Below are 24327 nucleotides of genomic sequence, written 5' to 3' on the forward strand. Positions count from 1 at the left end.
TCCCCGCCCCGACGGAACCTGGTCACTCCTCGTCGCGCAGTCGGGCCGCCAGCGAGGCCAGGGGGGCGGTCTCTTCCTCGTGGCCCAGGGCGGTCAGGTGGGAGACCGCCGCGTCGAGGCGGGTGAGCGCCGGGGCGGTGCGCTTGAGGTAGAGGCCCTCCACGACCCCCGTCAGGCGGACGCACTCGGCCCACTGCCCGGCCCAGTCGTCCTCCGGCCCCGGCTCACCCAGCAGGGCCTGGGCCTTCTCCAGAGCGGCCAGAGCGTCCTCGTACGCGCGGCCGTAGGCGTTCACCCGCCCGTACTCGTAGGCGAGCGCGGTGTCCAGGGAGGGACCGCGGGTCTCGGATACGCCGTGGGTTCCGTGCTCGGCCTCTCCGGCCTCGTCCGCGATCCGGTTCTCGTCGGCGATCCGGGCCTCCCCGGCCTCGTCCGCGATCCGGGCCTCGTCCGCGATCCTGCCCGCGTCGGCGAGGTAGGCGAGCGCGGCCGGGAGGCCGTCGGGGCCCTGCTGCTGGGCCTGGAGACAGGCCAGTTCACGCAGGGAGTTGCTCAGCTGCTCGTGGCGCGGGGCCAGGCGGTGCGCGGCGATCGCCTGGTCCGCCGCCTCGCGGGCCCGGTCGAACTCGCCGGACTCACCGAGGAGTACGGCCGTCTCCGCGGCGATCATGGCGTGGCTGCCGGGGTCGTCGTCCCAGTCGGCCGACTCGGCGGCGAGGGCGGCGAACTCCGCGGTGGCGGCCTTGAGGTCCTCCCCCGCCCGCAGCGCGCGGGCCCGGGTCAGGCGCAACTGCGCGGTGAGCCGGTCGTCCAGTTCACCGGCGGCGACGTCCGGTTCGGCGAGCACGGAGTCGAGCAGGGCGATGCAGTCCTCGACGCGGCCGAGGTCCAGGCTGAGACGGGCCGCGTTGCTGTAGGTGCAGAACGCGTCGATCCGCCTGTCGCGGCGCAGGTCCGTCTCCGCGGCGCGGGTCAGGTGCCGCAGTGCCTCGTCGGGGCGGCCGAGGTGCATACAGGCCTCGGCGAGGTCGGCGAGGAGACGGGAGGGGTCGATCGTGTCGCCCTGCCACTGACCGGACAGGCGGAGCGCCTCGGCGAAGTCGGTGTATGCGGCCTGGGCGTCCTGGAGCCCGAGCTGGAGACGGCCGCGCAGTCCCAGCGTCCGGGGCAGGTGCCAGTCGGGGCCCTGGGACCTGAGCCGTTCGAGCAGGGCGTCGATCTCGGCGAGCGCGGCGGGCAGGTCGCCCGCCAGGGCATGGGTGGTGGCGCGCAGCAGCAGGCCGCCGGAGATCTGCCCGGCGACGTCGTGCCGGGTGGCGAAGGTGTGCAGCAGGTCCAGCTCGGCGAAGACCGGCGCGATGTGCTCCTCGCTCCTCGTCCACTGGAGGCGCATGCCGAGCAGGGTGGCGCGCAGGCGCAGCAGGCGGGCCTCCTGGTAAGGGGGGAGGCCGGTCGTGCTCTCGTGCAGACGGACCATGGTCGCGTGGGCGTCGGTGAGCACGGCGGCCTTCGCCTCGGCTCCCTCGGCGCGCTCGGCCTCGGCGAGGAGGGCGGTGCCGCGCTCCACCGCCGCGTGACCGGGTTCTCCCGCGTCCTCGTAGAGGGCCGCGGCCTCCTCGTGGAGGGCGGCGGCCTCGGCGTGGTCGTCCTTCTCGCCGGCCTGGCTCGCCTCGTCGGACAGCAGGTCGGCGCGCAGCAGGACGAGCGGACCGACGGCCGGGTCGTCGGGGTGGGTGTAGTCGGGGGCGGCGACGAGCGTGCGCAAGCGGGTCCAGCAGGCGCGGGTGTCCGGGTGCCCCTTCTCGTCCAGGGCCCTTGCCCGGAGGATGAGTTCGGACAGTGATTCGGGTACGGCCTCGGCTGCGCGGGGAGCCGGTGCCGCAGCCGGTGCGGCCGGGGCCACGTCGTCGAGGCTGCGGGTGCGCAGGGTGAGTTCCAGCGCGTCCAGGAGCGGGGCCCGGTCCAGGCGGGCCCGGCGGCGGTCGGTCACGGTGGTGGTGCCGTTGCGGGTGTCGAAGCGGGCGGCGAGGTCGTCGGCGCGGGTCCGCACCTCGGCGCGCAGGCCGGACACCGTCCAGGTGCGGCCCGGGTGGCCGGCGGCCGGCAACTCGCCGTGGCCGAGGGACTCGACCCGCTGGAGGAGGACCTCGACGCCGGTGAGGAAGTCGAGCTGTTCCAGCGGGGAGTCGACCTCGTCGAAGAGGTTGCGGTTCTCGGCGAGCAGTTCGAGGCCGCGCGCCTCGTTGCCGGTCAGCGCGCAGAACTCCAGGTGCCGGCCGACCTCGCCGGCCATCGAGGGGTTGCGACGGCAGCCGCGGTACCCGGCGAGGTGCAGTTCCCTGGCCCGTTCGACGCGGCCGGTGCGCAGCAGGGGCAGCAGCGCGTACGACACGGAGCGGGCCGGTTCCTCCTGGCAGGACTCCTTGCCGGCGAGGACGGGCTCCCAGACGGCCAGGGCCCGTTCGTCGTCACCGGCGGTGAGGTGGTGGCAGGCGCGTCGGCAGATCTCGCAGGCCTCGCAGTCGCTGAACCGGGTCCGGGTGCGGGCCGCCCACAGCTCGTAGGCGAGGGTGGTGTCCTCGCCGGTGTGCGCCGCGAGCTGGTACGCCTCCCCGTAGTAGGGCTGGAGGCCCAGGCCGGCCTTCTCGTAGCGCTCGCGCATCTCCGTGAGCCACTGGTTCAGGCCGGTAAGCGGTATCTCGGGCAGCTGGCGCAGGGCGTTGGACACCCACTTGAACCGCCAGAACAGCATGTACCGCAGCCGCTCGTCGAAGAGGTCGGGCTGCTCGTCGAAGAGGTTCAGCAGCCGGGCGAAGACGACGGGCGACTTCCGGGGCTCGGAACCGTAGGTGTACGCCTCCTGGAGTTCGAGGAGGGCGTGGATGAGCGGGACGGGCTCCTCGAACTGCTCGGCGGCGTCGACGAGTTCCTCGGCGGTGACGGTGCGGGTACGGCCGTAGGGGCGCTCGTCGTTCGCCTGGAGGGCCTGGTACAGCTCGTCGGTGTTCTGGGGTGCGGTCGGCATCGTCAGCTGTCCTTGCGGAGGGCGTGGGCGAGGAGGTCGAGGAAGGAGCGGTTGATGAGGCTCGACTCGGCGGGCCTGAGCGGGCGCCGGGACAGCATCGCGGCCTGGCCGTAGAGGGCTTCGGCGCTGGTGCGGGCCAGTTCGGGTTCGTCGATGGTGACGGCGGTGCGGACCAGCGGGTTGAGCTGGTTGAGGATCAGCTGGGCGCGGGGGGCCTCCTGGCGCAGGGCGCCGAGGATGTCGCCCCACACTCCGCCCTGCTGCTCGCGGGCGAGCCGGGAGCGGGTGCGTTCGTGCCGGGCCTCGCGGCTGTCGACGAGGAGGGCGGGGGCCGAGGCGGGGTGGAAGGTGCGCAGCGCGACGTCGCAGTCGAAGACGGCGAGGGCCTCACGGGCCTGGGCGAGGTAGGCCGAGGCGGCGAGTTCGGTCTCCCGGTCGACGGGGTCGAGGTGGGCGGTGAGGGTCGCCGGGTCGAGGTCGGCGACGGTGGCCTCGGGCCGGATCTCGGGCAGCCGGTGGACCAGTTCGCGGTCGTAGGTGTAGCCGCCGTTGACGACGCCGAGACCGGCGGCCGAGGCGATGGCGGCGACCTGCCGGAACTCCTCGACGCTGGAGGTCACGAGCACGGTGGGGTGGGTGCGGGCGAACTCGTCGAGGGTGCAGTGCCCGTCGGTGGTCTCGAACGGCAGCCAGGGCAGCAGCATCCGGAGGATCTCGTCGTCGTGCACGGCGAGGGACTTGACGGCCAGGTGGTGGGCCTGGAGGAAGCGGCCGAGCAGTTCGGGGTCGCTGGCGGCGGCGCGGGCGATCCAGTCCCGCAGCCGTTCGGCGAGGGCGTCGCGGACCGCGGCGAGGGTGTCGTCCTCGTACAGGGACTCGCGGGAGGCCGTCGGGCGCAGGCTCTCGGCGTCCACGACGCAGCGGACGAAGAACGCCCAGTCGGGCAGGATCTCCTCGGCCTGCTCGGACAGCAGCATGCCCTTGACGTGCACGCGGTGCCCGTGGCGGCGCCCGGCCGGGACCGCCTCGGGAAGGACGCAGGCGATGCCCTTGAGGCCCACGGCGGGCAGGTCGAGTTCGATGGTGTCCAGCGGGGTGAATCCGAAGACGTCCTCGCCGTAGGCGGCCAGCGCGCGGGAGCGGGCACCCGGCGTCGGGTGGGCGCGCGCCCAGGGTGCGGGCTCGGGGTTCACCGGGACGGCGGTGCCGCCCGTGCCGTCGTCGAAGGTCACCGGGTGCCGCAGCAGGGAGCCGAAGTGGCGGGCCAGTGTGTGCACTTGGGCCGGGCGGGTCCACTCGCCCGCGTCGGCGCGCGGGGTCAGGGTGACCGTGGTGCCGGGCCGGGGGCGGGCGGAGGCGGGCAGGGTGCGGACGGTGTAGCTGCCGTCGCCGCGGCCCCGCCATTCCACGGCGGGCGCGTCGGGGGTGCGGGCGGAGCGGCTGACGACGTGGATCTCGTCGGCGACGAGGAAACAGGAGAGCAGGCCGATGCCGAACTGCCCGATGAAGTCCGCGCGTTGCTCGGCGACCTGCTCGGCGCGCTTGCTGCTGCGGCCGATGGTGGCGAGGAAGGTGTGCACGTCGGCCTCGGTGAGACCGACGCCGTCGTCCTCGACCCGGACGACCGAGCCGTCGGCGTACAGGCGGATGCCGAAGTCGCCGTGCGGCTCGATCGCGTGCCGCGCGGTGAGGGCGTCGACCGCGTTCTGGAGGAGTTCGCGCAGGTAGACGCGGGGGCTGGAGTAGAGGTGGTGGGAGAGGAGGTCCACCAGGCCGCGGAGGTCGACCTGGAAGGTGCGGTCGGTGGCGGCGTCGTGCGGCAGGGGCATGGGGCAGTCCGGGTCAGGTCGTGGCGGAAGGGCGGGCGGGGACCGTGTGCGGCCCGGCGGCTCAGAAGGCCTTGCGGAAGCGGGCGTAGACCTTCTGCGGGTCCGCCATGAAGGTCCACGGCCACTCGGTGAAGACGCCGTCCAGCTCGCGGAAGACGTTGGAGGCCGTGCTGCTGCCCGCCAGGGACAGGGCCATCGCGAAGATGTTGTAGTCGCCCTGCCAGCCCAGACGGCGTTCGTACGCGTGGTGCAGGATGCTGCGCTCCGCCGCTTCCCTCAACTCGGTGCGGATCCGCGGGTCCTGGAGGCAGTCGCGGCTGTCGGACTCCACCCAGTCCTCGATGTGGGCCATGGCGACGGCACAGCCGAGCCGGTGCCCGTCGGGTGCGGCGGCGAAGGCCTTGCGGGCGAACTCCAGGGCCTGGCCGGGCTCTCCGCCCCAGCGGGGCTGGAGGTGCGACACCCACTCCAGGTGGAGGTCCAGGTTCAGCGGATCACGGCGCAGACCGGCCGCGAGCCGGGCGTCCTGGACGCTGTCGTCGACGGACATGCCGCGTCCCGAGGTGAGCAGATGGCGCCAGGGCGTGACCCAGTCGGGCTGCAACTCGGCGGCCTCCAGCAGGTGTTCCTCGGCGATGCGCAGCCGCTCGTAGAAGGTCTCCCACTGTCCGCGGCTGACGTCCACGGCACGGGCGGACGTACGCGCCTCCCAGCCCCAGGCGACATGGCGCGCACCCGAGATCAGCAGGGCGGTCGCCCGGAGCCGCTTGTCGTCCTTGTCCTCCTCGGCGGCCCGGACGATCCATTCCTCCAGGCCGTCCACGTCGGTCAGTTGACCCAGGACCGCCTGCTCGCGGCCGAGGTCGAAGGGGACGAGGGCCGCCTTGACCGCCGCCCAGTCTCCGGCGTCGGCCGCCTCCACGAGGGCGAGCACCCGGGCGTCGCCGAGCGCGCGCAGGGCGTACACCCCGTTCTTCTGCTTGCGCGGTACGGGCAGGGCGTGCGGATCCGCCGTCGGTCTCTCCCGGCCCCCACCGAACAGCTTGCCGAACATGACGCGCCCTCCCCTGGTCCCGCGTGATCGTCCGGTGCAGCATAAGGGGACCCACCGACAGCGCTTCCACCGGGTTTTCACGAGGACTGCACGGTCCGGCCGCGCCGGGCGGGGGGTCTCAGCAGGCGGCCCGGACCAGCGCGTCGAACGCGAGGGCGTCAGGGGCGGTGCGCGGGGACTGGCCCCGCCCACCAGTGCCGGCTGCCCTCACCTTCCGCTGCTACGGCCGGCCGACAAGCCCACCGACGCCTCACCCGGCGTCCCGCCGGAGGTGGGCCTCTGCGAGGAGGAGGTAGGCGGCGGCCGTCCAGGTGTAGGCGCGGTCGCGCAGCCCCGTGCCGGTCAGGGCGTCGAAGTTCTCCGCGAAGCCGTGGGCCTCGCACAGCGCGCGGAAACGGGCGCTGATCTCGTCCGCCAGCCGGTGGTGGCCACCGCGGCGCAAACCGTCCTCGACCAGGATCGTGGCGGGGGCCCAGATGGGGCCGCGCCAGTAGCCGTCGGAGAGGTAGTGCGGCGAGTCCGGCCGCTCGGTGGCCAGGCCGTACGGGGTCAGATGGGCCTCGACACGGTCGGCCAGCACCGCGCCGATCTCCGGGGGCAGATGCTCGCCCAGCACCACGGGCACCAGGTCGAGCAGGCTCGCCGTGCTCCAGGTGTCGCCGCTGTCGACGCCACGGGCCACGAACCGGTCGCCGGTCCAGAGCTGGTCCAGCATCGCCCGCTGGGTCTCCTCGGCGACCCGCGTCCACCGGGCGGCTTCGTCCGGGCGGTCCAACAGGGTCGCCAGTTCGGCGAGTTCACGGAGCTGGAGGACGAGGAAGGCGGCCAGGTCGGCGGTGACGACGACGCGTTCGGGGTCGAAGGTGGTGGCGTTGTCCCAGCCGCTGTCGTTGCCGTGCTGGTAGTGCGGCAGGTCGGCGCCGGGAGCACGCCGGGCGGTGAGCCAGAACTCCGTCCAGCGGGCCAGCCGCTCGTACGTCACCGTCAGTTCCGCCCGGTCGGGGGGCGCGGGCAGCCGACGGCGCAGGAGGCCGGACGTCCAGCCGTGGATGGGCGGTTTGACGAAGTTGTGGAGCACCTCGGAGTGGGTGACCGAGTCGGGCAGGGCCCCGGACTCGTCCTGGTGGTCGAAGGGCAGCTGGAACTGGTCACGGGCCAGCTCGGGGCAACCGGGCGCCAGGGCGAGGGCGTTGAAGCAGTGGTCCCAGCTCCAGACCTTGTCCATCCAGTGCTTGGACATCAGGACGCCGGGCCGGGTGACGAGTCCGGCCGGGCGGACGGTCGCGGACCACAGGACGTAAGCGGCGAGTTCGGCGGCCGGGGTGGCGGACGACCGCCAGGGGGCCACGCGGTCGGCGAAGTCCGCGAAGGAGTTCCGCGCGGCTTCGACCACCTTGGCGAACACGGCCGTCGGGACGTAGGGGGGCCGGGCCGTGTCGAGTTCCTCGACCGCGAGCTCCCAGCTGTCACCGGCGACGGTGAGGCCGCGGTCGGCGGCGCCCAGTGCCTGGCTGCCGAACAGGTCCGTCACGCTCCCGGACAGCACGGTGACACGGTAGCGGCGGCCGGTCTCGTACGACGTGAACACGTAGGCGTCGGCGGCCGGTTCGCGGTAGAAGTAGGTGCCGCTGAACGGGGTCAGCGTCCGGGCCGCCGCCGAGATCCTGAGCGGCAGACCGGCGCCGCGCAGCCGTACCGTGTCCGGCGACTCGTAGGCGAGGTCGCCCCGGCCGTCCGGACCGGTCCAGCTCAGCAGCCCGGGACTCGCCTCGATCAGGGTCTCGGCCCGCTCGCCGGTGGCGGGGGCGAGCGGTACGAGGCTCAGGACGGCGTGCATGCCGTTCTGGTGCGAGACGAGGTGGAGGTCCTCGGCCCGCCTCTTCTCCGCCAGCACGGGGGAGATGCCGAACCAGGATCCGTACGTGCTGAACGGGATGTCATGGACGGAGAAGGCCGGGCCGGAGCGGTCGGCGGTCATCAAAAGGCACTCGTTTCTCGAGCAGGAATCGTCAGGGATCGTCGGGGATCGCCGGAGGGAGGGATGCGTCGCCGGTCTCAGTCCTTGACCGCGCCGGCCGTGACGCCCGCGGCGACATAACGCTGGGCCAGCACGAGGATGACGGCGGCCGGCAGCGAGGCCACGACGGCGGTGGCCATGATGGCGTTCCACTCCTGGTTGTTGTTGCCGATGTAGTGGTAGATGCCGAGCGTGATGGGCTCGTGGGCGCCGCCGTTGACCAGGGTCCCCGCGAAGACGAAGTCGGACCACGACCACAGGAACGCGAACAGCGAAACCGTGACGACGGCGTTGCGGCTCATCGGCAGGACCACCGACCAGAAGGTGCGCAGGGCGCGCGCCCCGTCCACCTGGGCGGCCTGGAGGAGTTCGCCGGGGATGCCGGACATGAACGCGGTGAAGATGAGCACCGCGAACGGGACCGCCAGGGTGGAGTCGGCGACGATCAGGCCGGGGACGGACTGGAGCAGGCCGAGCTGGAGGTAGATGGCGTAGAAGCCCATGGCCATGATGATGCCCGGGATCATCTGGGCGGCCAGGAGCAGGAAGCCGAGCACTCCGCCGCCGCGTGGGCGCAGCTTGGCGAGCGCGTAGCCGGCGGGCGCGGCCAGGGCCACGGTGAGCACCACGGTGCCGAGGCCGATGACCAGGCTGGTGCCGAGGTAGGGCAACTGCTCGTCGAGGACGGTCCGGTAGCCGGCGAGGGTGCCGTGGACGGGGAACAGGTCGGGCGGGCTCTTGCGCATGTCCTGGTCGCGGGTGAAGGACACGTTGACCATCCAGTACACCGGGAAGAGCATGATCCCGGTGAACAGCAGGCCGAGGGCCGTCTTCAGGGGTCGTGTCATGACAGTGCCTGCTTCCGCTGCACCCGCACGTAGATCAGGCCGAAGACCAGGGCGGCAACCACCAGCAGGTTGCCCACGGCGGCTCCCGGGCCGAAGGCGGGCAGCAGGTTGCCGAAGCCGAGCCGGTAGGACCAGGTGGCGAAGGTGGTGGACGAGTCCGCGGGACCGCCCTTGGTCATGATCCAGATGATGTCGAAGACCTTGAGCGTGTAGACGAGGCCCAGCAGCAGCGTGATCGCGGAGACCGGGCGCAGCAGCGGGAAGGTGATGCGCCAGAAGCGCTGCCAGGCGCCCGCGCCGTCCAGTGCGGCCGCCTCGTACAGGCCGGCCGGGATGGACTGGAGGCCGCTGTGGAGCACGACCAGGTTGAACGGGACGCCGATCCAGATGTTCGCGATGATCACCGAGGTCAGGGACCACGACGGTGAGGTCAGCCAGTTGACCGGGCCGACCCCGAGGGCGCCCAGCAGGGTGTTGACGACGCCCGATTCGCTGTTGAGCATCCAGGACCAGGTGGACGCCGACACGATCAGCGGCAGCAGCCAGGGCACCAGGAACAGGGCCCGCAGGGTGGCGGAGAGCCGGAAGTTCTGGTGGAAGAAGACCGCGAGGGCCAGTCCGATGGCGTACTGGAAGACCAGACAGACGGCGGTGAAGACCGCGGTGTGCAGCAGGGCCGGGGCGAAGGTCGGATCGTCCAGGATCTTGCGGTAGTTGGCCAGTCCCGTGAACGGCGCGTCGCCCTGGACGAAGGAGCGGACGGTGTAGTCGCGCAGGCTCAGGTCGAGGTTGCGGTAGAGCGGATAGGCGTAGAAGAGGCCGAGGTAGAGGGTGACGGGGGCGAGGAAGGCCCAGGCGGCCCACAGGGGGGAGGCAGGCCGGCGCCGGGGCTGGGGGGCCGCGCCCCGGGACTCGGTCCGCGGGGGCGGCGCTTGGGTCGTGCGGATCGTCAACTGACTCCGGGAGGTGCTCACTTGGCGGCGGACTGGGCTTCGGTCAGCGCGTCCTTCGGGGACTTGGAACCGCTGAGGGCGGACTGGACGGCCTTCCACAACTGCTCCGAGATCTTCGGGTACTTGGTGCCCAGGTCGTCACTGGTACGGCCCTTGGCGGTGCGGACCGCGGCGACCCACGGCTTCAGTTCGGCCTCGGCCGCCACCTGCTTGTCCTGGACCTCGGTGGTGGGGGCCACGTAGGACAGGGTGGTGTCGGTGGCGTAGAGGTTCTGGGTGCTGGTCAGGCAGCCGGCCAGCTTCTGGGAGGTGGTGTAGCGGGCGGTGTCCTTCTGGGCCGGGAGGGTGACGAACTCCCCGCCGGTCGGGGCGGGTGCGTTGCCGCCGGAGGCGCCCGGTATCGGGAGGACGCCGTACGCGAAACCGGCCTTCCTGGCGTTGGCGAGCTGCCAGGTGCCGTTCTCCGCGAACGCGTAGTCGCCGGTCGCGAACTCCTGCCAGCTGGTGGTCTGGGTGTTGTTGAGGACCGAGTTGGGGGCGTAGCCGGCCTTCAGCCAGTCCTTCCACAGGGAGAGCGCCGACTGGCCCTGGGCGGAGTCGAGTCGGGTCAGCTGGGCGCCCGCACCCCAGAACCACGGCAGGAACTGGAAGCTGCCCTCCTCGGTGCCGATCGCGGAGAAGGTGATGCCCTTCTTGCCGGCCTTCTTCACCTTCGCCAGGGCCGCCGTGAGCGTCGGCCAGTCCTTCACCGAGGCGATGTCCACTCCCGCGCCCTCGAGGACCTTCTTGTTGTAGTAGAGCGCGAGGGTGTTGGCGCCGATGGGGGTGCCGTACGTCTTGCCGCCGGACTGGCCGGCCGCGAGGAGGTTGGGGTCGACCTTCGAGGTGTCGAGCTTGTTCTCCTCGGTCGTGGTGAGGACTCCCGCCTCGGCCAGCGTGGAGACGACCGGGTTGTCGACGACGAGGACGTCCGGGGAGTTGCCCTGCTGGGCGGCGAGCAGGGTCTTGTTGGCGAGGTCGCTGGTGTCGAAGGCGGTCCGCTTGACCTTCACGCCGGCCGCGGTGCCGCACTTGTCGAGCAGGTCGGTCCAGGCCGAGCCCTTGGTGAACTGCGGGTACGGGTCCCAGACGGTGTACGTGCCGCTGTCGGCGGCCTTGGTGCCGCTGCCGCCCGAGCCGGAGCCGCAGGCCGTGGCGGTGGTGGCGACGGCCAGCACGAGCAGGACCGCTGCGGTCGGGCGGGGCCGTCCCAGGAAGCTGTTCATGGTGGACTCCTACGGGTTCGTGGCATGCGGGTGCCGCGGGAAGGGGTCGGGAGGGTGAGCGGGCACGCCGAACAGCGCCTTCAGGGTCGGGCGCTGACAAAGCTGTGATCAGGCCCCTGCGGGCCCGGTGCTGGCGCGCAGCGAGATCGGGGGGACGAGGAGGTGGTGGCGGGGCGGCGCCTCGGGACGACCGAGCCGCTCCACCAGGAGGTCGACGGCGAGCCGGCCCATCTCGGCGGCCGGCACGTCCGCCGCGGTGAGCTGCGGGGTCACCGTCTCCGCCCACCGGTTGGCGACGACCCCGGTGACGGAGAAGTCGCGCGGCACATGGCGGCCCGCGTGGGCGAGCCCCCGGTACAGGCCGCCCAGCGCGGCCTCGTTGAGGGTGACCAGGCCCGTGGTGGCCGGGTCGTCGTGCAGGATCCTCTCCAGGCAGGCCTGGCCGGAGGCGGGGTCGTCGCCGCAGCAGTACGTGCGGACGGTGAGCCCGCGTTCGGCCGCTGCCTTCGTGAAGCCGTCGAGGCCGCGGTGGGCCGACTCGTAGCCGGAGCGCAGGAGTTGTTCGGGCCGGTTGACGAAGGCGATCCGGCGGTGGCCGAGGTCCGCGAGGTGGTGGACGCAGGCCGCCGCCAGCGCCGTGTGGTCGAGGCCGACGAACCAGCCGTCCTCCGCGTGGGCGGTGCGGCCGATGGCGACGGAGGGGAAGCCGAGCCGGGCCAGGTGGTCGGCCCGGTCGTCCTCCAGCCTGATCTCCATCAGGATCGCGCCGTCGACCCGCCGCTCCCCCAGCAGCCGCTGGAAGGAACGGTCGCTGTCCACCCCGCTGGGCGACAGCAGCACGTCGTAGTCACAGGCCGCTGCGGCCTCCACCACGCTGCCGATGAAGTCCAGCTGCATCCCGGTGTAGTGGTTGCCGGCCGGCGGGAAGACCAGGCCGATGGTGCTGGTCCGGCCGTTGGCCAGGGCGCGGGCGCTGGCGCTGGGCTGGTAGCCGAGTTCGTCGACGACCTGCTGGATCCTGCGGCGCGTGTCCTCGGACACCGGGCGTTTGCCGCTCAGCGCGTAGGACACGGTGCTGCGCGAGACACCGGCCCGGCGGGCGATCTCACCGATGTTCACGGCGACTCCTCGGGATGGGCGACCGGCCGTCGAACCGGTTCGCGTGATGTGAACGTAGGAATCGGCGGGGCGTCTGTCAATACCCGGAACAGAACCTCCGGTGACCGACGGGACGTCCGAGAAGAACCCTGCGCCCAAGGGATTGCTGGCCCCAGGACCCGATGCTAGCTTCGCCGAACCGGTTCGACACAGCCGGACCCCGGCACCCCCCACCCCCACTCGTACCAGAGCCGCCGCACCCGCCCCGATCCCCACGACGGAGGCCGCTCCGTCCTTCCGCAGGTCACGCAGTCGAACCGGTCGACGACGGAGGCGGGCGGACGGACGCCGCCTCCCCCGACGATTGAGGTCGCACTCATGCCATCCGCTGACAGATCCGCGCGCCGTCGAGCCCCGGCCGCCATGGCGCTGGCCCTCGGCGCGGGCCTGCTGGCCGCACCCGCCGTCCCCGCGCAGGCCGCCGAACCGCCGGGGCCCGTCGCCCGTTACACCTTCGACCAGGACGACCTCGCCTCCGGGAAGATCGCCGACAGTTCCGGCAACGGTCTGACGGCGAGTCTGGTGAACGGCACCACCGCCCGGTCCGTCGCGGGCGCCGACGGCGGCCGGGCGCTGGCCCTGCCCGGCGGGGCGCCCACCTCCGACGGCGCGTACGTCCGGCTGCCCCGCGAGGTGGTCGGCGACGCGAGCGACCTGACCGTCTCCGCCCGGGTGAAGTGGAGCGGGGACACCTCGCCCTGGCAGCGGATCTTCGACCTGGGCACCGACACCTCCCGGTACCTCTTCAGCACCCCGTACAACGGCAGCGGGCTGTTCCAGACCTCCGTCACCACGGGTGGAGGCGGCGGCGAGACCCAGGTCCGCGGCTACGCTCCGCTGCCCGCCGACGGCTGGCGGACGGTCACCGTCACCCTCGACACCGCCGCCGGCCGGCTCACCACCTACCTCGACGGGGTGGCGGTGTCCTCCGCCGCGACCGCGATCAAGGCCAAGGACCTGCTGAGCGGTTCGGCGACCGCGGCCGGCTACATAGGCAAGTCCCTCTACCCGGACCCGCTGCTCAAGGGCGCCGTCGACGACTTCACGGTGTGGCACACCGCGCTCAGCGCCGATCAGGTGGCCGGCCTGGTCGGGACCGTGCCGAGCCTCCAGGACCTCTCGACGACGTCCTTCGACGTCCGGACGACCGACGGAACCGCCCCGTCGCTCCCGGCCGCCGTCCGCGCCACCTTCTCGGACGGCTACGACCGCGACACGGCCATCGTCTGGGACGCCGTACCGCCCGAGAAGTACGCCAAACCGGGGACCTTCACCGTGGCCGGGACCGCGGCCGGACGGGCGGTGCGGGCGACGGTGACCGTGGTCCGCGAGGGCCAGCTCACCGTGGACCTGGGCTCGGACACCGGGGCGTTCCACGGCGGCGCCTCCGGCACCCTGTACGGCGTGTACGGACCGGACGTGCCCACCAACAACCTCATCGAGGGCATGGGCCTGCGCACGGTCTCCACCAAGGCCCAGGACGGGCCGCAACATCCCGGCGCCGACGCGCTGGACGTGGTGAAGCCGCTGGCCGACTCCACCGACGGCGATGTGTACATCTACATGACCGACATCCACCGCGGCTTCCCCTACGAGTGGCCGGGCGACACCCCCGCGCAGAAGGTGAAGCTGTACGAGGAGAAGATCGCCAAGCAGGTCGACCAGGTCCTCCAGCTGCCGAAGCAGTACCAGGACAACATCGTCTTCGTGCCGTTCAACGAGCCCGAGGGCAACATGTTCGGTACCGGGCAGTGGAGTTACAACAGGGTCAGCTGGCTGACCGACCCGGACGACTACTTCGCGGCCTGGGACTCCGCGTACAAGCTCATCAAGGCGAGGATGCCCGAGGCGCGGATCGCCGGGCCCAACACCAGTGTCCTGTACGACCAGGTGAAGGGCTTCCTCACCCACGCCCTGGCCGCCGGCACCCTCCCGGACGTCATCACCTGGCACGAGCTGAGCCACCCGGAGGCGGTGCGCGCCAGCGTGGCCAAGTACCGCGTGTGGGAGAAGGAGTTGTTCAAGGGCACCGCCCGCGAGGGCACGCAACTACCCGTCAACATCAACGAGTACGCCTTCAACTACCACACCTCGGTCCCCGGCCAGATGATCCAGTGGGTGTCCGCGATCGAGGAGTCCAAGGTGGACGCCGACATCGCGTACTGGAACATCGACGGCAACCTCTCCGACTCCGCGGTGCAGTCGAACCGGGGCAACGGCCAGTGGTGGCTGCTGAACTCGTACGCCTCGATGAGCGGCCACACCGTCTCGGTGATCCCGCCGTTCCCCGGCCAGAACTACACCATGCAGGGCGTGGCCACCCTGGACGAGAAGAAGAAGCAGGCCAGGCTGCTCTTCGGCGGCTCGAACGGCAAGGGCCACATCACCTTCTCGGGCGTGCCGAAGAAGCTGTTCGGCACGAGCGTGCACGCCTGGGTGCGCGAGATCGAGTGGAGCGGGCAGGTCGGCGACAACTCCGGTCCGAAGCTGCTCACCGAGCGGAACCTGAAGGTCGCGGACGACGGCACGGTCACCGTCGACTTCGGCGACGGCACGCTCCCGGCGCTGAAGGAGTCCTCGGCGTACGAGATCGTCCTGAGCCCGGCCGGCAAGGCGAAGGGCACACAGACCGCGCCGGTGCGCTGGCAGGGTTCCTACGAGGCGGAGGACGCGGCACACACCGGGTCGGGCTACTCCAAGAACGGTCCCGAGGGCTCGACGTCGGACGTGTCGAAGTTCTACACCTCCGGCGGGTACGACGTGGGCGGGCTGCGCACCGGCTCGGACGTCACGCTCGACTTCCCGGTGGACGTGCCGGAGGACGGCACCTACGACCTGAGCGTCTTCGCCAACTCCCTCAACACCTTCGACAAGGTGAAGGAGCAGGGACCCACCAACGTCTTCCTGCGCGTGGACGGCCAGTCCGCCGGCGAGCAGGAGCTGTACCTGCCGCTCGGCTACAAGTGGGTGGTGTGGGACCACACCGACACCAAGGTGCATCTCACCAAGGGCAGGCACACCCTGACGCTCGCCGCGAGGAGCCTCGACGGCAAGCGCGTGACGAAGGGTGACGCCATCGTGGACCGGCTCACGCTGTCCCTGCCGGACGCCTCCGCCGACACCCGGGTGTACGAGGGCGAGTTGGCCTGGCTGGGCGGTGGGGCGCAGGCGGTGTACGACCTGCCGCAGCGGGCGGCCACCGGCTCGGGCGCGGCCCGGCTCGCGAAGGGCCAGACGGCCACGTTCTGGGTCTACTCCCCCGCCGACCGGGAGGCCACGCTCAGGGTCGACACCCTCGGCGGCGCGGACGGCCGGGTCTCGGTGAACGGACACGAGGTGCTGCGCCTGGCCAAGGACCGGCGGACGGTGGCGGTGTCCCTCTCCGGAGGCGTCAACAAGGTGACGGTGACCGGCGGTTCGGCCCCGACGCTCCTCGACCGGCTGACGGTCACCCCGACCGAGGGCGCGCTGCCGGTGCGGACCTACGAGGCCCAGGACGCCCGGCTCGCGGGCACCGCTTCCCTCACCTCGCTGTCCCTGGCGACCGACGGCACGGCGATCACCGGCGTCGGCGGCGACCCGGGCAACGGCAACACCGCGACCTTCGACGTCACCGCGGACAAGGCGGGCCTGTACGCGCTGCGGGTGCGCTACTCCAACCCCGAGCAGTCGGAGGCCACCCACTACAACCCGGACCCGCTGGCCCGGCACGCGGACATCTCCGTCAACGGCGGCGCGGGCCGGCGGGTCGGCTTCCCGCACACCTTCCACCAGAACGACTTCTGGGAGCTGACCGTGCCGGTCACCTTGAAGAAGGGACTGAACACGATCTCCTTCCGCTCCGAGGAACTGCCCAACTTCGACGGCACGACCTACGCGTCGGACACCTTCCCCGGGGTGCTGCTGCGCTCCCGGTACGCACCGCTGATCGACCGGATCGCGGTGGCGCCGTACGCACGGGAGAGGTGACGGCGGCCTTCTGACCCCGGCCCTGGGGGCGAGGCTCTCAGGGCCCGGGCGGCGGTGCCGTCGAGGCGCGTACGACGAGTTCGACCGGCGGTTCGCTCGCCGGGGCCGGCTCGGCGTCCGGTTCCTCGATGGCCCGGACCAGCAGGCGGAGCCCTTCGTGCGCCACGGCGTCGAAGGGCTGACGCACGGTGGTCAGCGGCGGGGTGACATAGGCGGAGACGGGAGTGTCGTCGAAGCCGACGACGCTCACGTCCTCCGGCACCCGCAGGCCCGCTTCCAGCAGGCCGCGGACCAGGCCGATGGCCATGTCGTCGTTGGCGGCGAACACCGCGGTGACCCCGCCCTCGGCGGCGACGGTCCGGGCCGCCGCGTAGCCGGACGCGGCCGACCAGTCGCCCTCGATGACGGCGGGCTGCTCGCGGTCGTGGGCCGCGAGCGCCGTCCGCCAGCCCTGGAGCCGGTCCCGGGCGGCGAACCACCGTTGTGGACCGGCCAGATGATGGACCGTCGCATGACCTAGTTCCAGCAGGTGTTCGGTGGCCGCGCGGGCCAGTGACTCGGCGCCGACTCCCACGGCCACGGTCCGCGCACCGCCGAAGGTCGCGGGCGCTCCGAGGACCAGGACCGGCACGCCCACGTCGAGCGCCACCGAGCCCTCGTCGATCGGTTCGGACACCACGATGCCGTCCACGCCCTGGGCGAGGAGCGAGTCCACGGCTCCGGCGACGCCCGCCGGATCGCCCTCCAGCGTGTTGACGACGCGGAGCGCGTACCCCGCGTCGCGGGCGGCCCGTTCGATGCCGATGAGCAGGGAGGCGGGGCCGTAGAGGGCGGTGCCGAGGGTGACCACGCCGATCGAGCGGGTGCGCCCCGTGGCCAGGGCGCGGGCCGCGGTGTTCAGCCGGTAGCCGAGTTCCTCCGCGGCTTCCAGCACCCGCGCCCGCACGTCCGCCGACACATAGCGCTCGCCGTTGAAGACCCGGGAGACGGTCTTCTGCGAGACACCGGCCCGCTGGGCGACGTCCACGGCACGGGGTGCGCCGGGACTCCCGCCCTGTCCTGCCACTGGCGTCATCACTGTCTCCCGAGGTCCGGTGGCTCAGATCCTAACCGGGGTGCACAGCAGCCCCACGACGGCCGGCACCCTCGGCGTACCGCTTCCGCAGCACTCCACCCCTGGGCCCCTTGACCGCGAGGCGCCGCTGCCGCGAGCATGTTGCGTATCAGTCGCACTGTTGCGTAATACGCAGCCTTCGGGAGGACTCAGTGTCTCTTCGACCCCAACCCGACCGCGAGTTCGTCCTCACCCTCTCCTGCCCCGACCGCTCCGGACTGGTCCACGCCGTCAGCGGCTTCCTCGTCCGGCACTCCGGGAACATCCGGGAGAGCCAGCAGTTCGACGACCGGCTTCAGGACCGCTTCTTCATGCGCGTCCACTTCGACGTCTCCGACCCGGCCACCTCCCTGGAGACGCTGCGCTCCGGTTTCGCCCCGGTCGCCGAGGCGTACCGGATCACCTGGCAGCTGCACAACGCGTCGACGCCGACCCGCACCCTGATCATGGTGTCCAAGTTCGGCCACTGCCTGAACGACCTGCTCTTCCGGTGGCGCACCGGCGCACTGAACATCGAGGTGCCGGCGATCGTCTCCAACCACCCCGACTTCGCGCCGCTCGCCGAGAGCTACGGCATCCCCTTCCACCATGTGCCGGTGACCCCGGAGACCAAGCCCGAGGCGGAGGCGCGGCTGCTGGAGCTCGTGGAGCGGCTGGACGTCGACCTGGTGGTCCTCGCCCGCTACATGCAGATCCTCTCCAACGACCTGTGCAAGCAGCTGGAGGGCCGGGCGATCAACATCCACCACTCGTTCCTGCCGAGCTTCAAGGGCGCCCGCCCCTACGTCCAGGCGCACGAGCGGGGCGTCAAGCTGGTCGGGGCCACCGCTCACTACGTCACCCCCGACCTCGACGAGGGGCCCATCATCGAGCAGGACGTGATGCGGGTGAGCCACGCGCAGAGTCCCGAGACCCTGGTCACCCTGGGCCGGGACGTGGAGGCGCAGGTCCTCGCCCGGGCCGTGGAGTGGCACAGCCAGAGCCGGGTCATGATCAACGGTCGGCGCACGGTGGTCTTCCGCTGACCTGTGTTGCCTCTTTCGCATATGGTTCCGCCATGAGCAGCAACGGCACCGAGTCCGCGGGGGCGTCCGGCGGCGGTGTGCAGTCCGTGGACCGGGCTGTCACCGTGCTGGAGATCCTGGCCCAGCGCGGCGAGGCAGGCGTCAGTGAAGTGGCCGACGCCATCGACGTCCACAAGTCCACCGCGTTCCGCCTGCTCGGCGCGCTGGAGGCGCACGGGATGGTCGAGCAGGAGGGCGAGCGCGGGAAGTACCGGCTCGGCTTCGGCATCGTGCGGCTGGCCGGCGCGGTCACCGGCCGCATCGACGTCACCAAGCACGGGCGCGGGATCTGCGAGCGCCTCGCCGACACCCTGGGCGAGACGATGAACATCGCGGTCCTGGAGTCCCACCATGTGATCAACCTCGACCAGGTGCGCGGCCAGTCAGCGATCACCGCGCAGAACTGGGTCGGCCGGCTCACCCCGATGCACTGCACGTCGAGCGGCAAGGTCCTGCTCGCCCACCTCGACCCCAGGCGCCTGGACGAACTCGTCGCCGAGGCCGGGCTCCCCCGCATGACGGCGCACACCCTGACGTCCCGCAAGAGCCTGGACGCGGAACTGGCCCGGGTCCGTGAGCGCGGCTACGCCATGACCGTGGAGGAGTACGAGGAGGGCCTCAACGCGATGGCCGCACCCGTGCGTTCCTCGGGCGGCGAGGTCGTCGCCGCCCTGACCGCGTCCGGGCCCGCCTTCCGCCTCACCGAGGAGCGGATGCACGAGCTGGCCCCCCTCCTGATCGAGGGAGCGGACGAACTCAGCCGCCGGATGGGCCACTTGGGCTGACGCGCCGTCAAAAGATCTGCCGGCGCTCCGTCAAGAGATCTGCCGGCGCTCGGTCAAGAGGTCCGGGCCCGTCCACTCCACGGCCGCGTCCACCAACCAGTCGGCGAGATAGCCGGCGAAGGACGAACGCACCAGCACCCAGAACCCGCTGCTGGGCTCGTCGCGGGCGACCAGCACCACCTGGGTGCGCCCCAGCGTGGTCTGGGCGCAGCGTCCGGCCCTGAAGGCACGCGGGTGCAGGTCCAGGGAACAGCCGTGGGCCAGCAGATCGCGGGCCCGGGGTCCCGAGACCAGCAGGGTGGTGCGCTGCGCGGACACGTCCACGACGGACACCGGCTCGTCACCGCCGGCCTCGCGGATACGGCTCTCCATGTCCCTGCGGCCGGGCGGCCCCACCACGAGCCACTCGTCGGGGCCGAGCCACAGCGCGGTGAGCTCCCCGGCGCGTACGACGGTGTCGGGCTCCACGGGCAGGGTGAGCCCGAGCGCCAGCCCGACCGCGTCGGCCGCCGCGCCCTTGGGGTCGAGGCGCACGTCGAGCTGGGTCAGGAAGGGCAGCTCCGCCAGCCGGACCGCGCCCCCAGAGGCACGGGTCACGGCGGCCAGGCGCTCCCGCGCCTGCTCCAGCGGGCTGCGGAGCGGGGCGGTGGTCGGGGCGGTTCCGGCCATCGCGGCGGTCGGGGCGGCGGTGTCAGCCATCGCGGCGGGCTCCCTCGGGGTCGTAGAGGACGGGGCTTGCGACGGTCACCGGGACCAGCCGGTCGCCGACGGGGGCGTAGAGCCGCTCGCCGACCCGCTCCCGGCCGCCCTTGATCAGGGCGAGGGCGAAGGTCCGGCCGAGGGCCGCGCTGCGGTAGCTGGAGGTGACATGGCCGAGCATCGGGACGGGCGGCGCGGGCAGCACGCTGTCGGCGACCAGCTGGGTGCCCTCGGGCAGGAGGGTGCCCGGCTCCTCGGGGAGCAGGCCGACGAGGTGCTTGCGGTCGGGGCGGACGGTGTCGGCGCGGGCGTAGGAGCGCTTGCCGATGAAGTCGGGCTTCTTCTTGGACACCGCCCAGCTCATGCCGAGGTCGTGCGGGGTGACGGTGCCGTCGGTGTCCTGGCCGATGATCGGGTAGCCCTTCTCGGCGCGCAGGACGTGCATGGTCTCGGTGCCGTACGGGGTGATGCCGTACGGGGCCCCGGCCTCGGCCAGCGCCTCCCACAGGGTGCGGGCCTGCCACGGCGACACGTTGATCTCGTAGGCGAGTTCGCCGGAGAAGCTGATCCGGCACAAGCGCGCCTCGATGCCCGCGACGGGGGTCTCGCGCCAGGCCATGAAGGGGAAGTCGTCGTTCGCGACCGCCAGTTCGGGCGCGAGGGAGCCGAGGACCGCGCGGGACCTCGGCCCGACCAGGGCGACGGTGGCCCACTGCTCGGTGACCGAGGTGCAGTGCACCCGCAGCTCCGGCCACTCCGTCTGGAGCCACTCCTCCATCCAGTCCAGTACGGCCGCCGCGTGGCCGGTGGTCGTGGTGACCAGGAAGCGGTCGGGGGCGAGACGGATGACGGTGCCGTCGTCGAAGACCATGCCGTCCAGCCGGCACATCACGCCGTAGCGGATCATGCCGACCTTCAGGGTGGACATCATGTTGGTGTAGAGGCGGTCCAGGAACACGGCCGCGTCCGGGCCCTGTACGTCGATCTTGCCGAGGGTGGAGGCGTCCATGAAGGCCACGCCCTCGCGGGCGGCGGCGCACTCGCGCAGGACGGCCGCCGTCATGTCCTCGCCGTCGCGCGGGTAGTACCAGGGGCGCTTCCACTGGCCGACGTTCTCGAAGCGGGCGCCGTGCTCGACGTGCCACTCGTGCAGGGCGGTCGTACGCACCGGGTCGTGCAGGGCGCCCCGGTCGCGGCCCGCGAGCGCGGCGAAGGAGACGGGTGTGTACGGGGGCCGGAAGGTCGTGGTGCCGAGCGCGGAGACGTCCACGCCGAGCAGTTCGGCGACGACCCCGCTGGCGAGGACGCCGGAGGTCTTGCCCTGGTCGTTGGCGGTACCGGCCGTGGTGTAGCGCTTGGTGTGCTCCACCGAGCGCATGCCGGCGCCGGTGGCGCGGGCCAGGTCGTCCACGGTGACGTCGCGTTGCAGGTCGACGAAGCGGGGGGCGCCCTCGCGGCCCGGGACGGTGAAGACCTGCATGGGCGGGGTCGGCCGGGGCGGTGCGGGCACCTGCGGGAGCACGGGGGTCCGGGCGGTGTAGCCCTCGGCCTCGACCGCTCGGGCTCCGGCGGCGGCGCCCTGGTCGAGGATCTCGCGCAGGTCCCACACGCCGTTCGCGGCGCCCGCGACCTCGACGGCCTGACGACAGGAGTCCGGGACGAAGGTGCCGAGCGTCTCGTCGTGGCGCAGGGTGCCGCCCGCCTGGCTGAACAGGTGGGCCACCGGGTTCCAGCCGCCGGAGACGAGGAGCAGGTCGGCGGCGAACTCCCGCTGCCCCACAGTCGTTCCGTACGGGGCGACGGTCACCGCGGTGAGGCGCGCCTCGCCCTCGGTGCCGGTGACGGCGTGGCCGGGCAGCACCTCGATGCCGGCCTCGCGGGCGCGGTCGGCCCACTCCCCCGGCTCGGGACGGGTGTCGACGATCGCCGCCACCGCCACGCCGGCCGCGTGCAGGTCCAGCGCCGCCGCGTACGCGCTGTCGTTGGTGGTGAACACCACCGCGTGGCGACCGGGCAGAACGCCGTACCGGTTGAGGTGGGCGCGGGCCGAGGCGGCCAGCATCACTCCGGGACGGTCGTTGTCGGCGAAGGCGAGGGAGCGTTCGTGGGCGCCGGTGGCGAGGACGACGCGGCGGGCGCGGATGCGGTGGACGCGTTCGCGGGAGACGTGCGCGGGGGCGTCCGCGCCGAGGTGGTTGGTGCGGCGCTCGACGGCGAGGAGGTGGTTGTCGTCGTAGTGGCCGAAGACGGTGGTGCGGCGCAGCACGCGGACGTCGGGGGTGGCTTCGAGGAGGGCCGTGGTCGCCGCGGCCCAGTCGAGGTGTTCGGCCGTGCCCAACAGGACCCCGCCGGGCTCCGGTTGGTCGTCGGCGAGGACGACCCGGGCGCCGCTGCCCGCTGCCGCGGCGGCTGCCGCGAGGCCGGCCGGGCCGGCGCCGACGATCAGGACGTCGCAGTGGGTGTGGACGGCGTCGTAGCGGGCGGGGTCGGGGGTGGTGGCGAGGCGGCCCTGGCCGGGGAGGCCGTTCGCTACGAGGCCGTCGTGGAGTTCGACGGTGGTCGCGGGGAGCATCGGCTCGGGGAAGGGTTCTTCGATCTGGACGACCGCGTTGGGTTCTTCGGCGCCGGCGGAGAAGATGCCTCTTGGGCGGCCGAGTTTGATGCTGGTGCCGGTTTGGATGATGCCGTTGGCGAGGAGGGCGGAGGCGAGGGTGTCGCCCTTGTAGCCCTGGTATGCGGTGCCGTCGAAGGTGAAGGTGAGGGGTTGGTCGCGGGCGATGCGGCCTCGGGTGGGGTGGCGGTGGGGGGTTTCTTCGCCCCCGCCGCCCCTACCCGTCCCATATCCAGGGGCTGCCGCCCCTTCGCCCCCGCTTCCAGGGGCTCCGCCCCCGGACCCCCGCTCCTCAAACGCCGGAGGGGCTGAAGATGCCGAACGGGGCTGGGATGTGACCGGAAGAGGGCGCGAAGTCACCGGAAGCGGCACCGTCGCCTCCGGCCGGCTCTCGCCCACCTTGTACACCGCCAACACCTCGTTCGTCGCCGTGTTCCGTACCGCGTTGAACCAGCGTCGGCAGCCCGCCGCGTGGCTCCAGCGTTCGGCGAAGGGGCCCTTCGGGTTGGCGCGGAAGAAGAGGTAGCGGGCCCACTCCTCGTCGGTCAGGTCGGCCGGGGTCTCCGGGTAGGGGACGTGGGCCTGGCCGCCGTAGTGGAACTCGGACTCGTCGCGGGGTCCGCACCACGGGCAGGGGATCAGCAGCATGTCGTTCGGCTCCTCGAGGATCCCTAGTGGGCCACCGCGGCGGCGCCGTGCTCGTCGACGAGCGCGCCGGTGGTGAAACGGTCGAGCGTGAAGGGGGCGTTGAGCGGGTGGGGCGTGTCGTGGGCGATCGTGTGGGCGTAGACCCAGCCGACGCCCGGGGTGGCCTTGAAACCGCCGGTCCCCCAGCCGCAGTTGAGGTACAGGTTCTCGACGGGCGTGAGGCCGATGATCGGTGAGGCGTCGGGGCTGACGTCGACGATGCCGCCCCAGGTGCGCAGGACGTGGGCGCGGGCGAAGGCCGGGAAGAGCTCCAGGGCGGCCGCCATCTGTTCCTCGATGATGTGGAACGCCCCGCGCTGGGTGTAGGAGTTGTACGAGTCGATGCCCGCCCCCATCACCAGCTCGCCCTTGTGCGCCTGGCTGACATACACGTGGACGGCGTTGGACATCACGACCGTCGGGTGCACGGGCTCCAGCAGTTCGGAGACCAGGGCCTGCAACGGATGGCTCTGGAGCGGGAGTTCGATGCCGGCCATGGCGGCGAGGACCGAGGTGTGGCCCGCCGAGCACAGGGCGACCTTGCCCGCCGCGATGGGGCCGCGTGTGGTCTGGACACCGGTCACCCGGCCGCCGACCACGTCCAGTCCCGTGACCTCGCAGTTCTGGATGATGTCGATGCCCGCCGCGTCGGCCGAGCGGGCCAGGCCCCAGGCGACGTGGTCGTGCTTGGCGATGCCGGCGCGGGGCTGGTAGGTGCCGCCGAGGACCGGGTAGCGCACGTCGGGTGAGATGTCGACGATCGGGCAGACCTCTTTGACGCCGTCGGCGTCGAGCCATTCCGCGTCCACGCCGTTGAGGCGGTTCGCCTCCACCCGGCGCACGCTGTCGCGGACGTCCTGAAGGCTGTGGGCGAGGTTCAGCACACCGCGCTGGGAGAAGAGGATCGGGTAGTCGAGTTCGTCCGCGAGGCCCTCCCAGAGTTTGAGGGCGTGCTCGTAGATGCCGGCGCTCTCGTCCCAGAGGTAGTTGGAGCGGATGATCGTGGTGTTGCGGGCCATGTTGCCGCCCGCGAGCCAGCCCTTCTCCAGCACGGCCACGTTGGTGATGCCGTGGTTCCTGGCGAGGTAGTGGGCGGTGGCCAGGCCGTGTCCGCCGCCGCCGACGACGATCACGTCGTAGGAGCGCTTCGGCTCGGGTGTGCGCCACAGCCAGTCCGGGTGTTCGGGGAGTTCGGCGCCGGGGGTGCGGGGGCTCATCGGATGTCTCCTGAGGTGCCGGGAGGGTGCGG

At 72.1% G+C, this 24327-nt stretch carries 15 protein-coding genes; 3 read left to right on the forward strand and 12 right to left on the reverse strand.

The window, feature by feature from the left end:
- Positions 1-22: 22 nt before the first annotated feature.
- The 8 genes from AQJ54_RS24585 to AQJ54_RS24620 form a co-directional block, all read right to left on the reverse strand.
- On the reverse strand, positions 23-3025 hold the full coding sequence (locus AQJ54_RS24585; protein WP_062240999.1) for a tetratricopeptide repeat protein: 3003 nt from the start codon (positions 3023-3025) through the stop codon (positions 23-25).
- A 2-nt stretch (positions 3026-3027) separates the two neighbouring features.
- A complete protein-coding gene (locus AQJ54_RS24590; protein WP_062241001.1) occupies positions 3028-4854 on the reverse strand; it encodes an HSP90 family protein in 1827 nt (608 codons plus the stop codon).
- Positions 4855-4915: 61 nt separating this feature from the next.
- Complete coding sequence (locus AQJ54_RS24595) at positions 4916-5908, reverse strand: tetratricopeptide repeat protein (protein WP_062026299.1); 993 nt, start codon at positions 5906-5908, stop codon at positions 4916-4918.
- A gap of 250 nt (positions 5909-6158) precedes the next feature.
- The gene (locus tag AQJ54_RS24600) at positions 6159-7886 is read right to left on the reverse strand and encodes an amylo-alpha-1,6-glucosidase (protein ID WP_062241004.1); all 1728 of its coding nucleotides are present in this window, start codon (positions 7884-7886) and stop codon (positions 6159-6161) included.
- A 77-nt stretch (positions 7887-7963) separates the two neighbouring features.
- Positions 7964-8773: a carbohydrate ABC transporter permease gene (locus tag AQJ54_RS24605; protein ID WP_062241006.1), complete on the reverse strand. Its 810-nt coding sequence runs from the start codon at positions 8771-8773 to the stop codon at positions 7964-7966.
- Positions 8770-9720 carry a carbohydrate ABC transporter permease gene (locus AQJ54_RS24610; protein WP_063806460.1) on the reverse strand — a complete coding sequence of 317 codons (951 nt, stop codon included), beginning with the start codon at positions 9718-9720 and terminating at the stop codon, positions 8770-8772. Before AQJ54_RS24610 ends, AQJ54_RS24605 begins: the two co-directional genes overlap by 4 nt.
- Before the next feature lie 23 nt (positions 9721-9743).
- Positions 9744-10991, reverse strand: a complete 1248-nt coding sequence (locus AQJ54_RS24615; RefSeq protein WP_062241008.1) for a sugar ABC transporter substrate-binding protein — start codon at positions 10989-10991, stop codon at positions 9744-9746.
- 108 nt (positions 10992-11099) lie between these two features.
- Positions 11100-12110: a LacI family DNA-binding transcriptional regulator gene (locus tag AQJ54_RS24620; RefSeq protein ID WP_062026295.1), complete on the reverse strand. Its 1011-nt coding sequence runs from the start codon at positions 12108-12110 to the stop codon at positions 11100-11102.
- Positions 12111-12512: 402 nt separating this feature from the next.
- On the opposite strand from AQJ54_RS24620, the gene AQJ54_RS24625 reads away from it, so the two are divergent.
- Positions 12513-16118, forward strand: a complete 3606-nt coding sequence (locus tag AQJ54_RS24625; RefSeq protein ID WP_062241009.1) for a LamG-like jellyroll fold domain-containing protein — start codon at positions 12513-12515, stop codon at positions 16116-16118.
- Between the two features lie 37 nt (positions 16119-16155).
- Here AQJ54_RS24625 and AQJ54_RS24630 read toward each other — a convergent pair whose 3' ends face one another.
- Entirely contained in the window at positions 16156-17193 is a 1038-nt protein-coding gene (locus AQJ54_RS24630) for a LacI family DNA-binding transcriptional regulator (RefSeq protein WP_107121129.1), read from the reverse strand.
- Between the two features lie 191 nt (positions 17194-17384).
- Here AQJ54_RS24630 and purU point away from each other — a divergent pair, with 191 nt between their 5' ends.
- Both purU and AQJ54_RS24640 read left to right on the forward strand, forming a co-directional pair.
- Positions 17385-18257, forward strand: coding sequence for a formyltetrahydrofolate deformylase (gene purU / locus AQJ54_RS24635; protein WP_030316557.1), 873 nt, complete (start codon positions 17385-17387; stop codon positions 18255-18257).
- A 32-nt stretch (positions 18258-18289) separates the two neighbouring features.
- A complete protein-coding gene (locus AQJ54_RS24640; protein ID WP_174857007.1) occupies positions 18290-19081 on the forward strand; it encodes an IclR family transcriptional regulator in 792 nt (263 codons plus the stop codon).
- A gap of 30 nt (positions 19082-19111) precedes the next feature.
- Here AQJ54_RS24640 and AQJ54_RS24645 read toward each other — a convergent pair whose 3' ends face one another.
- The 3 genes from AQJ54_RS24645 to AQJ54_RS24655 are packed head-to-tail and all read right to left on the reverse strand — an operon-like array spanning position 19112 to position 24295.
- A complete protein-coding gene (locus tag AQJ54_RS24645; protein WP_062241343.1) occupies positions 19112-19750 on the reverse strand; it encodes a sarcosine oxidase subunit gamma in 639 nt (212 codons plus the stop codon).
- Between the two features lie 22 nt (positions 19751-19772).
- Complete coding sequence (locus AQJ54_RS24650) at positions 19773-23039, reverse strand: sarcosine oxidase subunit alpha family protein (protein ID WP_062241013.1); 3267 nt, start codon at positions 23037-23039, stop codon at positions 19773-19775.
- Between the two features lie 23 nt (positions 23040-23062).
- Positions 23063-24295 carry a sarcosine oxidase subunit beta family protein gene (locus AQJ54_RS24655; protein ID WP_062241015.1) on the reverse strand — a complete coding sequence of 411 codons (1233 nt, stop codon included), beginning with the start codon at positions 24293-24295 and terminating at the stop codon, positions 23063-23065.
- Positions 24296-24327: the final 32 nt, after the last annotated feature.

The organism is Streptomyces griseorubiginosus (assembly GCF_001514195.1).
Lineage (GTDB): Bacteria > Actinomycetota > Actinomycetes > Streptomycetales > Streptomycetaceae > Streptomyces > Streptomyces griseorubiginosus.

What these genes read in the sequence shown, in the direction of transcription:
- AQJ54_RS24645 (WP_062241343.1), bottom strand. Translation starts at nt 19,750, where the DNA reads ATGGCCGGAACCGCCCCGACCACCGCCCCGCTCCGCAGCCCGCTGGAG.
- AQJ54_RS24655 (WP_062241015.1), bottom strand. Translation starts at nt 24,295, where the DNA reads ATGAGCCCCCGCACCCCCGGCGCCGAACTCCCCGAACACCCGGACTGG.
- AQJ54_RS24585 (WP_062240999.1), bottom strand. Translation starts at nt 3,025, where the DNA reads ATGCCGACCGCACCCCAGAACACCGACGAGCTGTACCAGGCCCTCCAG.
- AQJ54_RS24600 (WP_062241004.1), bottom strand. Translation starts at nt 7,886, where the DNA reads ATGACCGCCGACCGCTCCGGCCCGGCCTTCTCCGTCCATGACATCCCG.
- AQJ54_RS24595 (WP_062026299.1), bottom strand. Translation starts at nt 5,908, where the DNA reads ATGTTCGGCAAGCTGTTCGGTGGGGGCCGGGAGAGACCGACGGCGGAT.
- AQJ54_RS24630 (WP_107121129.1), bottom strand. Translation starts at nt 17,193, where the DNA reads ATGACGCCAGTGGCAGGACAGGGCGGGAGTCCCGGCGCACCCCGTGCC.
- AQJ54_RS24640 (WP_174857007.1), top strand. Translation starts at nt 18,290, where the DNA reads ATGAGCAGCAACGGCACCGAGTCCGCGGGGGCGTCCGGCGGCGGTGTG.
- AQJ54_RS24605 (WP_062241006.1), bottom strand. Translation starts at nt 8,773, where the DNA reads ATGACACGACCCCTGAAGACGGCCCTCGGCCTGCTGTTCACCGGGATC.
- AQJ54_RS24590 (WP_062241001.1), bottom strand. Translation starts at nt 4,854, where the DNA reads ATGCCCCTGCCGCACGACGCCGCCACCGACCGCACCTTCCAGGTCGAC.
- AQJ54_RS24625 (WP_062241009.1), top strand. Translation starts at nt 12,513, where the DNA reads ATGGCGCTGGCCCTCGGCGCGGGCCTGCTGGCCGCACCCGCCGTCCCC.
- AQJ54_RS24650 (WP_062241013.1), bottom strand. Translation starts at nt 23,039, where the DNA reads ATGCTGCTGATCCCCTGCCCGTGGTGCGGACCCCGCGACGAGTCCGAG.
- AQJ54_RS24615 (WP_062241008.1), bottom strand. Translation starts at nt 10,991, where the DNA reads ATGAACAGCTTCCTGGGACGGCCCCGCCCGACCGCAGCGGTCCTGCTC.